The sequence below is a fragment of the Bacilli bacterium genome (genome assembly GCA_036381315.1).
In the GTDB taxonomy this organism is placed as follows: Bacteria; Bacillota; Bacilli; order Paenibacillales; family KCTC-25726; genus DASVDB01.
The window spans coordinates 1-14,121 of record DASVDB010000104.1 but is presented as its reverse complement, the minus strand read 5'-3'; the positions used below and the strand labels follow the sequence as shown (position 1 = coordinate 14,121).

Genomic DNA, 14,121 nt, shown 5'->3' with positions numbered 1-14,121 from the left:
TTCCCACCGATTTTGAGCTTCACTTCACCCCAATCGAATTCGCAAATGTCCCCAAGCTCATACAGCGCCTTGATGTATGCTTCCTTTGGTTTACGTTCCAAACTGCGAACTGTTCGAAGAACTCGTTCGATCATACGCAGTGGAATCAGGAGGTTGAAGTTTATTCCACGTGGGAAAGAGGAAGAGTGGCCCTGACCTGGACTTATAATTCTTCTTCCGGTTACCAAGACCCCGATTGGAGACATATCGACAAATCAACAGCGCTTGAAATGTCGGATTTTAACGTGGCCGATACGACGGAAACCACGTATAACAACAATATTATTGTTTACGGGGTTTGGAAATGGGGGCCAGGCAACGGATTGGGGTACTGAGCATATGATGAAATGATAAACATGCAAAAAGGGAGGACTTTATCTAAGTTTTCCCTTTTGGTATGATAAAGAGAGATGTGTAAGAAACGTCCGCAATGGGCCGGGAGGGCAAATGAAAAAAAACGCCGTCATCCTTTTTGTCGTTTTGCTCGCAGTAATCGGATGGACCGGATGGACCGTCTGGTCCGAATCACACCGTCTGCGGCATACCGCGATCGCCATCAAGCATGTTCAAAATATCCGGTTTTCCGGTCCGTCCATCCAAACTGAAGATGGCTGGAGGCACGCCTCGGAAATCGAAACCAAACAAATCCTGAATTGGTTCAACTCCGCCAAGTATGTCCAACAAGCAGAGAAGGAAACGAACGATCCCTCGGCTGCGATCATCATTGAACTGAAACCTGCAACAGCGCAGGGGGAGATCACGCTAGAACGCGGTGAAAGAATCTGGATCGTCAATACGGATTCCGCAGGTTTCGAGATTCGTCGGGATCATGGCAGCTACATCGCGGATCAACCTGATCTTAAACAGTTCCTGAACGCATTGGACGATGCCCCCGGAGAGGAAGCGCAGCTGCCCTAAGATGCGACAGATCGGAACTGTCGCGACAAAAGTAAAAGAGGCTGTCCCAAAAGTCATCCAGCATGACTGCGGGACCGCCCCTTCTCACATTGTAAAACAAAAAGAAACCCTCCTTTGGTAAAATGGAAGTGTCGAGCAACCATTAACAAAAGGAAAGGTTTCTTTGTTTATTGAGTACACCATGGATCAGCTGTGTCTACCAATGGATTTGGAAATGGAGATCCCGCCCCGACACGTCGCACGGGTCATCAATGACTTCATCAACCGACTGGACGACCGTTTATTTACAGCAGCCTATCCTGGAGGCGGACGGAATAGTTATCATCCCAAGATGCTTACCAAGGTCATTGTCTACGCCTACTCGCAGCGTATCTATACCTCCAGACCAGATCGCCAGGGCAGTGCGCGAAAACATTCCATTCATGTGGCTGGCAGGCCGCCAGCAGCCGGATTTTCGGACCATTAACCGGTTTTGTTCTGAGCGGATGAAAGAGCAGTTGGAGAAAATTTTTGCCGGGATGCTGAAGTTGCTTACGGCCGAAGGCTACATCAAACTGGAGCATTACTTTGTCGATGGCACAAAGATCGAAGCAAATGCGAACCGGTATACCTTCGTTTGGGGAAAAGCGGTCAAAAGGCAAAAAGCCAAGTTGGAAGAGGAAGTGAAACAGCTATTTGCAGAGATCGAGGAGCAAGAGTTGCGGGAGGATCGGGAACATGGCGGCAAAGACCTAGCCGAGTTGATCCCGAATATTGCTGAAAAGCCTGCTCGGACAGGCAATTGCTTACAGCCTGAACCAATGGGACAAGCTGACGTCCTTCCTGAAAGACGGACGTCTGGAGCTCGACAACAACCGCAGCGAGCGGTCGATCAAGCCATTCGTGATTGGACGGAAGAACTGGCTGTTCGCCAACACGCCACGCGGTGCAAAAGCCAGCGCGATCATTTACAGCGTGATCGAGACGGCGAAAGAGAATGGACTAAATCCGTTCCAATACCTGACGTATCTGTTCGAGCAGCTTCCGCAGCTTGCGGATCCGAAAGATCCGGGGATGCTGGATCAGTTCTTGCCTTGGTCGTCATCGCTGCCGTTGACTTGTCGCATGTTTACAACCTAATTCAGTGTATCGAAGCCCTCATCTGAAAAACAGATGGGGGCTATTTGACGCTTACCAAACGCCTCACCTTGACAGGGTTTTTCAGCTTCTGCTAAACTTGCAATAATATACGGAGACAGGTCCAGACGAGAAAACCTGTAGGAGGGTAAACTTACGTGTGGGAATCTAAATTTTCAAAGGAAGGTTTAACTTTCGACGATGTGTTGCTAATTCCCAGGAAATCGGAAGTGTTCGGCCGTGAAATCGACATTTCGACCCGTCTTGCGGAATCGATAAAACTCAACATACCGTTTGTCAGTGCGGCGATGGATACGGTGACCGAGGCCGCTTTGGCGATTGCCATTGCCCGGGAAGGCGGAATCGGTGTCATTCACAAAAATATGAGCGTCATGCAGCAGGCGGAAGAAGTCGACAGGGTAAAGCGTTCGGAGAGCGGAGTGATCACCAACCCGTTCTCGCTGACGCCGGAACACCATGTTTACGACGCGGAAGAACTGATGAGCAAGTTTCGCATTTCCGGCGTGCCGATCGTCGATGAGCACAACAAATTGGTCGGCATTATTACCAACCGCGATTTAAGGTTTGTCCATGATTATTCCATCAAAATCAAAGAAGTGATGACCAAAGAAAATCTTGTGACGGCTCCGGTCGGCACCACGCTGCAGGAGGCCGAAGTGATCCTGCAGAAGCATAAAATCGAAAAGTTGCCGATCGTCGACAGCAATTACGAGCTAAAAGGACTTATCACCATTAAAGATATCGAAAAAGCAATCCAATACCCGATTGCGGCGAAGGATTCGCACGGCCGTCTGTTGGCGGCCGCCGCTATCGGCGTATCGAAAGATTACATGGAGCGGGCGGAAGCGCTTGTCCAGGCGGGAGTTGACATGCTCGTGATCGATTCCGCCCACGGCCACCATATCAATATTTCCAATGCCGTAAAAAAATTGCGGCAAAAATACCCGGATCTTCCGCTTTGCGCCGGCAACGTGGCGACGGGGGAAGGCACGAAAGATCTGATCGAGGCGGGCGCCAGCATGGTCAAAGTGGGAATGGGCCCCGGATCGATATGCACGACCCGTGTCATTGCGGGAATCGGAGTTCCGCAAATTACCGCGATCTATGACTGTGCGACGGTAGCAAGAAAATACAACGTCCCGATTATTGCCGACGGCGGGATTAAATACTCCGGGGATGTCGTCAAGGCAATCGCGGCCGGCGCCGATGCGGTTATGATCGGCAGTTTGTTTGCCGGCACGGAAGAAAGCCCGGGCGAATCGGAAATTTATCAAGGCAGACGGTTCAAGGTTTACCGCGGCATGGGCTCGCTAGGCGCGATGAAGGAAGGGAGCAAAGACAGATACTTCCAGGAAAATGAAAGCAAGCTGGTTCCGGAGGGAATCGAAGGACGCGTCCCTTATAAAGGCCCGCTGGCCGACACGATCGCGCAACTGATCGGCGGGCTGCGTTCCGGTATGGGTTATTGCGGCGCGCATAATATCGAAGAATTGAAAAACGATACGCAATTCATTCGCATTACGAATGCGGGATTAAGGGAAAGCCATCCGCACGACGTGCAAATTACCAAAGAAGCGCCGAATTATTCCCTCTCCTGATTGCAACACAAGCGAAAGACCATAAGAACAGAGCGGCAGGGTAATTTTTCCCTGTCTTTTTTTGCGATTATTCATATGTTACAATGGATAGACGAAAAAAGGGATAGGTGGGAGAACATTGTCGAAGCGGTTTTTTGGCATACAGAAGGTAAAATTCGTGGCATTAACAGCTACTATTACCCTATTATTGCAAACTTTTTCGTTCTTTATTCATCCGGCTGCCACGATGGCAGATGCGCCCGTACCGATCAGCGTCGAAGCAACTTCCGCGATCATAATTGAGGCGTCTACAGGCCAATCGTTGCTGGAAATCAATCCCGACGAAGCTCTGCCCCCTGCCAGCATGGCGAAAATGATGACGGAATACATTATTTTGGACAAGATATCAAAAGGCGCGATTCAATGGGACAGCAAAGTAACGGTCAGCGAACATGCCGCCAATATCGGCGGCTCCGGCGGTTTGTTGGCAAAAGGTGAAACCTATACGGTTGAAGATTTGTTTAAAGCCGTCTCCATATATTCATCCAACGATGCCGCTACCGCTCTGGCCGAGTATGTTGCCGCGGGAAGCGTGGAGAAGTTTGCCCAATTGATGAACAAAACGGCGAAAGAATTGGGGCTCTCCGATAAAGCCTACTTCATCGATCCGACCGGATTGGACCGTTCCATGCTGGCCGAAACCGGTTACGACCCGCAGTCCCTCCCGGGGGAAACGCTGATGACAGCCCGCGATGCGGCAAAGCTGGGGATGCACATTGTGAACGACCACCCGGAGGCGTTGAAATTCACCAGCCAAACGGAGGCTTACTTGAAGCCCGGCGATGACCGGTATTTGATGCCGAACTGGAACTGGATGTTGGAAGGATGGAAATCGTATAACAACAACTTTTCCAAATTTGCATATCCGGGATTGGACGGATTAAAAACCGGACATACCGATGCCGCCGGATACTGTTTTACCGGCACCGCGCAGCGTGACGGCATGCGTCTGATCACTGTGGTCATGGGGACGAAGTCGGAGCCGAAACGTTTTTTGGAGACGGCCAAACTGCTTGATTACGGGTTCAACAATTTTACGAAAAAGACGATTTTAACGGCAAAAACGGAAATTCCCGCGCTGCATGTTTTGCCTGTGAAAAAAGGCGTTGCCAAAAAGGTTTCGCTTGTCACCGAAAAAGGTATGGAATTTGTATTGCCAAAGAATGCGTCCAAGGACGATTTTACCATCAAGACGTCATCCAAACCGGAAAATGAGATTGTCGCCCCCATCGAAAAAGGCGATGTTTTGGGCACCGTTACCTTGATTTACAAAACGAACCCCCAAATCAAGCAAACCGTAAATCTTGTCGCCGCCGAGAATGTTGAGAAGGCAAGCTGGTGGCGTCTGGCATTGCGGGGAATCGGCAACTTTTTCAAAGATCTGTTTTCCGGGATAAAAAGCTTGTTCTGACGGCCTTCCGACGGCACTTTCGTGTTGTATATTTGCCTTGCTTCATGTAAAATAAATGTTTAGAAATTTACTCGGATTTGGAGGAACATACGATGGAGACAGGGACCTCGCGTGTAAAACGCGGAATGGCGGAAATGCAAAAAGGCGGCGTCATCATGGACGTCATGAATGCCGAACAGGCGAAAATTGCCGAAGCGGCGGGAGCATCAGCGGTTATGGCACTGGAGCGGGTGCCTGCAGATATTCGCGCGGCTGGCGGGGTAGCCCGTATGGCCGATCCGACGATTATTGAAGCGGTTATGAATGCCGTGTCCATCCCGGTTATGGCGAAAGCGAGAATCGGGCATTTCGTCGAAGCCAAATTGCTGGAAGCCATGGGCGTCGACTACATCGACGAAAGCGAAGTGTTGACCCCGGCGGATGAAGTGTTCCATATCAATAAACGTGAATTTACCGTACCGTTCGTGTGCGGCGCGCGCGATTTGGGCGAAGCGTTGCGGCGTATCGGCGAAGGCGCGTCGATGATCAGGACCAAAGGTGAACCGGGAACGGGGAACATTGTGGAGGCGGTGCGCCACATGCGCATGGTGATGGGGCAAATTCGCAGGGTGCAAGGGATGTCCCACGATGAATTAATGGCGGAAGCGAAAAATTTGGGTGCGCCGTATGAACTGTTGCTGCAAGTGCATGAAAAAGGCAGCCTCCCTGTCGTTAACTTTGCCGCCGGCGGCGTCGCCACACCGGCAGATGCGGCGCTGATGATGCATTTGGGCGCGGACGGCGTATTTGTCGGCTCGGGTATCTTTAAGTCGGAAAACCCCGAGAAATTTGCCAAAGCGATCGTAGAAGCAACTACGCACTATACCGATTATGATCTGATCGTAAAACTTTCCAAAAATTTGGGCGCGCCTATGAAGGGAATCGAAATATCCAAAATTGCCGCCGCGGAAAGAATGCAGGAGCGCGGCTGGTAATCGCCAGCATTTGCATAACGAAAGAAGGAAACAGGCATGAACATCGGCATTCTTGCCATGCAGGGCGCGGTGGCCGAGCATATTAACATGATCGAAAAAGCCGGTGCGACAGGCATAGCGATAAAAAAGACGGAACAGCTTCAGGATATCGACGGAATGATCATTCCCGGCGGAGAAAGCACGACGATCGGCAAGTTAATGCGGGAATATGGCTTTATTGACGCGTTGCGCGCTTTTTCCGCGGAAGGAAAGCCGCTTTTTGGCACCTGCGCGGGGATGATCCTGCTGGCCAAGGAGCTTGCCGGACAGGAAGAACCGCATTTGCGGTTAATGGATATTACCGTGCAGCGCAATGCGTTCGGCCGACAACGGGAAAGCTTTGAAACGGATTTGGCGTTTAAAGGTATTGACCATCCGTTGCGGGCAGTTTTTATTCGCGCCCCGTTGATTACCCGGGTGGGGCCAAACGTGCAAGTTCTTTCCGAAGCAAACGGCGAGATTGTCGCGGCGAGGGAAGGTCACCTGCTTGCCGCTTCGTTTCATCCGGAGTTGACCGACGATTTTAGCTTACACAGCTATTTTCTCGAAATGGTTAAGGAAAGCATGGCGACAGTGGCGAACCGCAAAAACCCTTGACGAATCAGTCAAGGGTTTTTGTTTCCCTGAAGCAAGAAAAATGGTTGGAGGAATCTTTTGTGGCTGAAGACAAGAACAATCGATCCATGCTGGCGATGTGGATAAGCTTGATCAGCAATATCCTGTTGACCGGCGGAAAGATCATCGCGGGCGTATTGTTCAACAGCCAGGTTTTATTGGCGGACGGAGTGCATAATGCCGGGGATGTAATCGCTACCGGGGCGGCGTTAAGTTCAATCCGTGTTTCCAGTCGGCCGGCTGACGAAGACCACCCGTATGGCCATGGCAAAGCGGAAGTTGTCGGTTCTGCCGCCGTTGCCATTTTATTAATCCTGGCAGCGCTCTATATTGGCTATCACTCCATATTGGCGCTGTTTGCGCCGGTTGTGCCCGCCGAATTCACCGCATTCATTGTTGCAATTGTTTCCTTGCTGTGGAAATTGTGGCTTTATGTTTATTCCATGAAAATTGGCCGGGCAAAACGCTCCAAAGCGCTCATCGCCACCGCTTACGATCACTTGGCGGATGTTTATGCCTCGGTCGCGGCGGTCGCAGGCATTGGCCTTGGCATGATCGGCGACAAATGGGATATCCCGCTCTTGCAGTTTGGCGATCCCGTCGCCGGGATTGTCGTTTCCGCCCTCGTGCTGAAGTTGGCAGTGCAAATGGGCAAAGAAGCGACCGATATTTTAATGGAAAAAAGCATCGACGCCAAAAAACTGGAGGAATTTGCCTCCCTGGTCAACGCTGTAGAGCACGTAAAACGGATCGACCGCATCCGGGCGCGCGAACTGGGCCATTACATATTGGTTGACGTGCGCGTCAGCGTGCCGGCGCAGTTAAGCATACAAGAGGGCCATGACGTTTCCCGCAATATCAAGAATGCGATCATGAACAAGTACACAAACGTCGATGAAGTGTTGATCCATCTAAATCCGTGGTATGAATCCGTTGATTAATTGTCTTGAGTGGTGTAAAGTATACTGGAAGCGGGCTGCTTTTCAGGTTGGCCCGCCTTCCGTATGCGTAAGTGGCGGATGAAGCTGATCTTGAGTTGGGGGCGTTTTTTAGTGTTAGATGTTAAAGTTTTTCGCAACGAATTTGAGCGTGTCGAAAAGGCAATGATCAATCGGGGCAAAAATCTGGACGACGTGCGGAAATTTCCCGCGCTGGATCGCCGCCGCCGGGACTTGCTGATGGAAAGTGAAGGATTAAAAAACAAGCGGAATATCGTTTCGCAGGAAGTTGCCAAATTGAAGAAGGCCGGCGAAAACGCCGATGCGCATATTTCCGAAATGCGCGAAGTCAATGAACGCATTAAAGCGCTTGACGAGGAAATCCGGCTGGTCGAAGGGCAAATAGCGGACCTGGTTTTGGCGATTCCGAATATTCCGCATGAAAGTGTACCGATCGGCGCCTCCGAAGAGCAAAATGTCGAGGTTCGCAAATGGTCCGAACCCCGGGCGTTTGACTTTGAACCGAAAGCCCACTGGGACATTGCCCAGGAACTCGGGATACTTGATTTTGAGCGAGCAGCCAAAGTGACCGGCTCCCGGTTTGTTTTCTACCAAGGGTTGGGCGCCAGACTGGAACGCGCGCTGGTTAATTTTATGATGGATTTGCACAGCACCGAGCATGGTTATGTGGAGATGCTGCCGCCTTATGTCGTCAATCGCGGCAGTTTGGTTGGGACCGGCCAGTTGCCGAAGTTTGCCGAGGACTTGTTCAAATTGGAAAATACGGACTATTATATGATACCAACCGCTGAAGTTCCGGTGACCAATTTTCACCGTGAAGATATTTTGTCCATTGCGGAACTGCCAAAATATTTTGCGGCGTTCAGCGCCTGTTTCCGTTCGGAAGCGGGTGCGGCAGGGCGGGATACCCGCGGCCTGATTCGCCAGCATCAATTCAACAAAATCGAATTGGTCAAGCTTGTGCAGCCGGAGCACTCTTATGACGAATTGGAGAAGCTGACGGCGAATGCGGAGCATGTCTTGCAGCTGCTTAATCTTCCGTATCGGGTCGTCGTGCTATGCACCGGTGATTTGGGCTTTTCCGCAGCGAAAACGTACGATTTGGAAGTATGGCTGCCGTCAAGCGGCGCGTACCGGGAAATCTCCTCGTGCAGCAATTTCGAAGATTTTCAGGCGCGGCGGGCAAATATCCGCTTCCGCCGGGAGACAGGCGCCAAACCGGAATTTGTGCATACATTAAACGGTTCGGGGCTGGCTGTCGGCAGAACGGTTGCGGCCATATTGGAAAATTACCAGCAGCCGGACGGCAGCGTCCTGATTCCCGAGGTGCTTCGCCCTTATATGCGAACGGATAAAATCACCGGTTGATTCAACTTTGCAATCTGTGTTAAAATGCTAGTTGCCGCAGTTATTGCGGCTTTTCAACGCTTGGAGAGGTGGTCGAGTGGTTTAAGGCAGCGGTCTTGAAAACCGCCGTGTCTTCACGGGCACCGTGGGTTCGAATCCCACCCTCTCCGTATCTTACATATTACGCTTCGATGCCATAAAATCGGGGGATTCGAACCCTGGGTCGTCGGAGCTCCGCACGCATCAGCCGTTGCAAAGCGGTCTGGTGCGTTTTTATTTTGTGAAACATGAATTTTATTTATCTGCAGTGGATGAACGGCTCATTCATGGGAGAAAATAAATGAAAATTGATAAAGACTGAGGTGTCGGCAATGGGGGCAGCTGAAGGGAAGAACGGTCCAAGCGAAAATTTAACTTCGGCGGAGCAAGGGAAGCTTTGGGCAACTTATCTCGGAAATACAATGTCGATTTGCATTTTGCGTTACGCGCTTCAGCATATGGAAGACCAGCAAATCAAAGCAATTGCGCAAAAGGCGTTGGACTTAACCGGACAGTTTGCGCAATCGATCAAAGACATTTTTATGCGGGAGGGCTATCCGATTCCCCAAGGGTTTACGGACGAGGATGTAAATTTGGGCGCGCCCAAATTATTCTCGGACGAGTTTTATCTTTTCCTGCTTAAATACGACGGAAAAATAGGCTTGAACCTATATGGAATCGCTGTCTCGTTATGTACAAGGGCGGATGTTCGCGCATTTTTTACACAATGCTGGAACTCTACGGCGGAGTTGCTGAAACAGGTCGAAGATTGTTTAAACAGCAGAGGGTTAACGATAAAACCGGCTGGAATTCCATATCCGAACCAGGTGATGTTTGTCGAAAAACAAAGCTATTTGCAAGGCTTTTTAGGCAAGGTCAGACCGCTCAACGCGCTTGAAATTGCCCATTTGCATGATAACGCCGAAAACAGTTTGATTGGCAAAGCCATCGCGATTGGCTTTAGTCAAGTGGCACAATCGGACCATGCGCGAAATTACTTCGTCAGAGTAATGAAAATGGACGCCAAGCACTACGAAATTTTTAGCCATATACTGCAAAAGGAGAACATACCGGCGCCGCCGATTATTGACCAATTTGTAACAACATCCAATTTCTCGCCGTTTTCAGATAAATTGATGATATTCCACAAATTGAATTTGTTGACCATGAGGATAAGAGCATACGGAAATGCTTTGTCATTATGCGCGAGACACGATTTGGCGGCTCAATATGGGCGCCTTTTATTGGAGGTCGGGAATTGTGCCGAGGATGGCTCGAATATCCTGATTGAAAACGGGTGGCTGGAACAGATGCCGCAGGCTCCCGAACGGGAAGCGTTGACTACAGGTTAAGCGGTCCGGGCTAAATGCGTTACCGCCATTGATGGCATAGTTTCTGTGGGGCTCAAGAAGAGCCCCTTTTGTCTTGCATTAGATAAAGAAGGATCGGGATACAATGACGAGCAGGATGAAAAGCACAAGAATTACTGCGGTTGACGTGTATCCGCGATATCCACAAGCTGCACTCATGTTCTCACCCCCGGAGAAATAAAGTTATGTATTATTATGAAATTGTAAAAATACTTGCTTATACAACTGTCACGAGTTGATGGCTATTAAACCAATTTGGCTTGTCCAAGGGAAGGTGCATAGTCCGGTCCTCCCCGCAACGAATAAAGTAAAATACATTTTCGTCTGTGGAGAGGTTTAAAATCGGGATTGGCCGTCGTCAAAAAATGGTCCGCATGGACTCTTTTTTTTTTTCGCGTGCGGAAGCAGGATTTTGTCTGAAAAGAAAGAATAATTAAACAATAAGGTTGATATTGATAGGAATGTCTAGCGAAGCAGGCGCATATCTTTTTGATTGATGTACACGGCTGTTTGTTGTTTTACAAGTGACATTTTTCACATGGAAAGTAATGACAAAAGGAGGAATTGTATGCTGCACATTGTAGTTTGCGTCAAACAAGTGCCGGACAGCCGGGAAATCCGGATTGATCCGAAAACGAACACCCTCATCCGCCAGGGGGTGCCCAGCATCGTCAACTTTTACGACTTGCACGGGCTGGAAGAGGCGTTGAAGATCAAGGACGAACATGGAGCAAGGGTAACGGTTGTGACCATGGGCCCGCCACCGGCGGAGAAAGCGTTGAAGGAATGCATTTCGCTTGGCGCCGATGAAGCGGTGCTGGTGACGGATAGGGGGTTTGCCGGGGCGGACACCCTGGCGACGTCTTATGTCATTGCGCAGACGATTGAAAAATGCGGCAAAGAGTGGGGGCCGGTCGATATCGTTTTCTGCGGGAAACAGACGCTGGACGGCGATACGGGCCAGGTTGGACCGGGCGTAGCCTGCCGGCTTGATCTGGAGCAGTTGACCTATGTCGGCAAAGTGGTGCAGGTTGATCCGAACGCGCGCCGCGTGACGGTGCAACGGTTTCTGGAAGACGGCATTGAAGTGGTGGAAACGAAAATGCCGGTGCTGATTACCGCTTTGAAAGAATTGAATAAAGTGCGAAGGGCCTCCCTTCCCGGAATGATTCGGGCCGCCCGTTATAAGCCGATCGTTTGGACAACCGCCGACTTTCCCGAACTCGACCGAAGCAAAATCGGCTTGAAAGGATCGCCGACAATCGTCGCCAAAACCTGGGTGCCGGAAGTCAAGCCGGCAAACACAAAAATGCTGGAAGGGGAAACGCCGGAAGCTCTTGCCGCCGCTTTAGCCGACCAATTATGGGCGGGCGAATTGGCGCAAAAGCTTGGCTTATAGCTTTCAATCTTGCAGAAAAATATATAGCTTGCAAAAAAACTGCGGGAGGTTGCAAAGTTGAGCGAGGAAGCAAAAGCAAAAGTGGATGAAATGCCCGATTGGTCGGCATATCGCGGAGTGCTGATTGTAGTTGAGCAGCGCGCGGGGGTAGCCAAAAGCGTCTCCTGGCAGTTGCTTGGCGAGGGACGGAAGCTCGCCGACAAATTGGAAACGGATCTGTTGGCGCTCGTAATGGGCGATGGCGTCGGGCATTTGGCGGAGGAAGCCGCTTATTACGGGGCGGATAAAGTATATTTGTGCGACGCTCCGGAATTGAGAGAATATCGGACGCGCCCATACAGCCGGGTATGTTTGAAATTGATCGAAGAAGCGAAACCGGAAATCGTATTGTTCGGCGCAACTGGAACCGGACGCGATCTGGCCGGGGCCATCGCCACGCATTTGCCGACCGGATTGACGGCTGACACAACGGCCCTTGATGTGGAAGCGCCGCCTTCACGGCTGTTGCTGGCGAGCCGTCCGGCCTTTTCAGAGAAGATGATGGCGACAATTTTGTGCAAACAGTATCGTCCGCAGATGGCGACCGCGCGCGCCGGCGTATTCCAGGCTCTGCCGCGCGATACGAGCCGCCGGGCGGAAATCATCAGAATTGACAACCCGATGAAAGAAGCGGAGATTGCCGCCAGGGTAATCGATTTTATCGGCGATTCAGGCAAGGTCAATCTGGAAGAAGCGGAAGTGATTGTGGCTGGCGGCCGCGGTCTTGGCGGGCCGGAGCCGTTTCAGATGCTGAAAGAATTGGCGGATGCGCTCGGCGGCAAAGTAGGCGCGTCGCGTGCGGCGGTAGACGCCGGGTGGATCAATCATGACCATCAGGTCGGGCAAACCGGGCATACGGTGCGGCCCAAGCTGTATTTTGCCATCGGGATCTCGGGCGCGGTGCAGCATACGGTCGGCATGAGCAATTCGGAATGCATTGTCGCCATCAATAAAGACCCCGATGCGCCAATCTTCCAATTTGCCCATTATGGCATCGTCGGGGATTTGTTCAAGATCGTCCCGGCGATAACCGCGGAAGTGAAAAAACGGAGAGGGGCGTTGGTCCATGAATGAAAAATTTGATGCCATCGTAGTCGGTGCGGGTCCGGCCGGAACCGCCGCCGCCCTGACAATGGCTCGAGCGGGCTTAAGCGTCGTATTGCTGGAGCGCGGCGAATTTCCGGGAGCGAAAAATTTGTTTGGCGGCGTTTTATACCGCAAGCAAATTGAGGAACTTGTTCCGGAGTTTTGGAAAGAAAGAAACGCCCCGGTTGAACGATACATCGTTGAACAACGCATTTGGATGATGGGCAAACAATCCGTCGTTACGTTCGGACATCGCAACGAGGCGTTTAAAGAGCCGCCGAACTGCTTTACGGGCTTAAGAGTGAAGTTTGACCAATGGTTCGCCAATAAAGCGGTTGAAGCGGGCGCCATTCCGGTTTATGAAACGGTCGTGACCGATGTGATCCGCGAAGGCAACAAAGTGGTAGGTGTCAAAACGGACCGTGAAGACGGCGATTTGTACGCCGATGTAGTGGTCATTGCGGACGGCGTGAACTCGCTTTTGGGCAAGGCCATGGGGGTGCATAAGGAATGGAAGCCGGATGAGGTGTCGCTTGCGGTCAAAGAAGTAATCGCGCTGCCCAAAGAGAAAATCGAAGACCGCTTCAATATTGAAGGCGACGAAGGCGTCACCATTGAATTTATGGGCGAAACTTCGCTTGGCATGGCTGGCATGGGATTTTTGTATACCAACAAGGAAACGATTTCGCTCGGCATCGGCGTCATGGTCAACCATCTGCGGGATAAAAAAATCAAACCGTACGCGCTTCTCGACGCGGTCAAACAGCATCCGATGATCCGCAAACTGATTCAGGGCGGGGAGACGAAAGAATATTCCGGCCACTTGATTCCCGAAGGCGGTTACCATTCGGTGCCCGCGTTGTCGGGAGCAGGTTGGGTAATCGTTGGGGATGCCGCGCAAATGGTCAACTTTGTGCACCGGGAAGGCACAAACCTGGCGATGACATCCGGCCGGCTGGCGGCAGAAACGATAATCGAAGCCAAGGAAAAAGGCGATTTCACCGCAGCGCAATTGTATAAATACGACGAGAAAGTGAAGCAATCGTTCATCATGAAAGATTTGAAGAAATACAAGGGCATGCACCAGTTGTTAAAAGAAGAAAACCCGGAAA

13 protein-coding genes, 1 tRNA gene and 2 pseudogenes are annotated in these 14,121 nt (G+C 51.0%); 15 read left to right on the top strand and 1 reads right to left on the bottom strand.

Annotated elements, in window-relative coordinates; all coding sequences use genetic code 11:
• Positions 1–185 precede the first annotated feature (185 nt).
• The 12 genes and pseudogenes from VF260_07610 (at position 186) to VF260_07555 (ending at position 10,467) form a co-directional block, all read left to right on the top strand.
• Complete coding sequence (locus VF260_07610) at positions 186–374, top strand: hypothetical protein (protein HEX7057044.1); 189 nt, start codon at positions 186–188, stop codon at positions 372–374.
• A 112-nt stretch (positions 375–486) separates the two neighbouring features.
• Positions 487–957, top strand: coding sequence for a hypothetical protein (locus tag VF260_07605; GenBank protein HEX7057043.1), 471 nt, complete (start codon positions 487–489; stop codon positions 955–957).
• A gap of 251 nt (positions 958–1,208) precedes the next feature.
• Positions 1,209–1,412 (top strand): annotated as a pseudogene (locus tag VF260_07600) (hypothetical protein).
• 292 nt (positions 1,413–1,704) lie between these two features.
• Positions 1,705–2,076, top strand: a pseudogene (locus tag VF260_07595) (transposase).
• Positions 2,077–2,231: 155 nt separating this feature from the next.
• A complete protein-coding gene (guaB, locus tag VF260_07590; protein ID HEX7057042.1) occupies positions 2,232–3,692 on the top strand; it encodes an IMP dehydrogenase in 1,461 nt (486 codons plus the stop codon).
• 157 nt (positions 3,693–3,849) lie between these two features.
• On the top strand, positions 3,850–5,142 hold the full coding sequence (locus tag VF260_07585) for a D-alanyl-D-alanine carboxypeptidase family protein (protein HEX7057041.1): 1,293 nt from the start codon (positions 3,850–3,852) through the stop codon (positions 5,140–5,142).
• 92 nt (positions 5,143–5,234) lie between these two features.
• On the top strand, positions 5,235–6,116 hold the full coding sequence (pdxS, locus tag VF260_07580; protein HEX7057040.1) for a pyridoxal 5'-phosphate synthase lyase subunit PdxS: 882 nt from the start codon (positions 5,235–5,237) through the stop codon (positions 6,114–6,116).
• A gap of 36 nt (positions 6,117–6,152) precedes the next feature.
• On the top strand, positions 6,153–6,752 hold the full coding sequence (pdxT, locus tag VF260_07575; GenBank protein ID HEX7057039.1) for a pyridoxal 5'-phosphate synthase glutaminase subunit PdxT: 600 nt from the start codon (positions 6,153–6,155) through the stop codon (positions 6,750–6,752).
• 86 nt (positions 6,753–6,838) lie between these two features.
• Positions 6,839–7,711: a cation diffusion facilitator family transporter gene (locus VF260_07570; GenBank protein HEX7057038.1), complete on the top strand. Its 873-nt coding sequence runs from the start codon at positions 6,839–6,841 to the stop codon at positions 7,709–7,711.
• Between the two features lie 111 nt (positions 7,712–7,822).
• Entirely contained in the window at positions 7,823–9,097 is a 1,275-nt protein-coding gene (gene serS / locus VF260_07565) for a serine--tRNA ligase (protein HEX7057037.1), read from the top strand.
• Between the two features lie 62 nt (positions 9,098–9,159).
• Positions 9,160–9,246 (top strand) — tRNA-Ser (locus VF260_07560).
• A gap of 201 nt (positions 9,247–9,447) precedes the next feature.
• Entirely contained in the window at positions 9,448–10,467 is a 1,020-nt protein-coding gene (locus VF260_07555) for a DUF3231 family protein (protein ID HEX7057036.1), read from the top strand.
• Between the two features lie 78 nt (positions 10,468–10,545).
• On the opposite strand, the gene VF260_07550 is transcribed toward VF260_07555, so the two are convergent.
• Positions 10,546–10,644: a YjcZ family sporulation protein gene (locus tag VF260_07550; protein HEX7057035.1), complete on the bottom strand. Its 99-nt coding sequence runs from the start codon at positions 10,642–10,644 to the stop codon at positions 10,546–10,548.
• A gap of 409 nt (positions 10,645–11,053) precedes the next feature.
• Here VF260_07550 and VF260_07545 point away from each other — a divergent pair, with 409 nt between their 5' ends.
• The 3 genes from VF260_07545 to VF260_07535 all read left to right on the top strand — a co-directional run.
• Positions 11,054–11,884 (top strand): electron transfer flavoprotein subunit beta/FixA family protein, encoded by an 831-nt coding sequence (locus tag VF260_07545; GenBank protein ID HEX7057034.1) that lies wholly within the window; start codon positions 11,054–11,056, stop codon positions 11,882–11,884.
• Positions 11,885–11,941: 57 nt separating this feature from the next.
• Positions 11,942–12,997 carry an electron transfer flavoprotein subunit alpha/FixB family protein gene (locus VF260_07540; GenBank protein ID HEX7057033.1) on the top strand — a complete coding sequence of 352 codons (1,056 nt, stop codon included), beginning with the start codon at positions 11,942–11,944 and terminating at the stop codon, positions 12,995–12,997.
• Positions 12,990–14,121 (top strand): FAD-dependent oxidoreductase (locus VF260_07535; protein ID HEX7057032.1); only part of this gene is annotated, 1,132 nt, incomplete at its 3' end. The genes VF260_07540 and VF260_07535, both read left to right, overlap by 8 nt.

Coding starts and splice junctions, on each gene's coding strand:
- pdxT (HEX7057039.1), top strand. CDS start 6,153: ATGAACATCGGCATTCTTGCCATGCAGGGCGCGGTGGCCGAGCATATT.
- pdxS (HEX7057040.1), top strand. CDS start 5,235: ATGGAGACAGGGACCTCGCGTGTAAAACGCGGAATGGCGGAAATGCAA.
- VF260_07605 (HEX7057043.1), top strand. CDS start 487: ATGAAAAAAAACGCCGTCATCCTTTTTGTCGTTTTGCTCGCAGTAATC.
- VF260_07555 (HEX7057036.1), top strand. CDS start 9,448: ATGGGGGCAGCTGAAGGGAAGAACGGTCCAAGCGAAAATTTAACTTCG.
- VF260_07545 (HEX7057034.1), top strand. CDS start 11,054: ATGCTGCACATTGTAGTTTGCGTCAAACAAGTGCCGGACAGCCGGGAA.
- VF260_07550 (HEX7057035.1), bottom strand. CDS start 10,644: ATGAGTGCAGCTTGTGGATATCGCGGATACACGTCAACCGCAGTAATT.
- VF260_07570 (HEX7057038.1), top strand. CDS start 6,839: ATGCTGGCGATGTGGATAAGCTTGATCAGCAATATCCTGTTGACCGGC.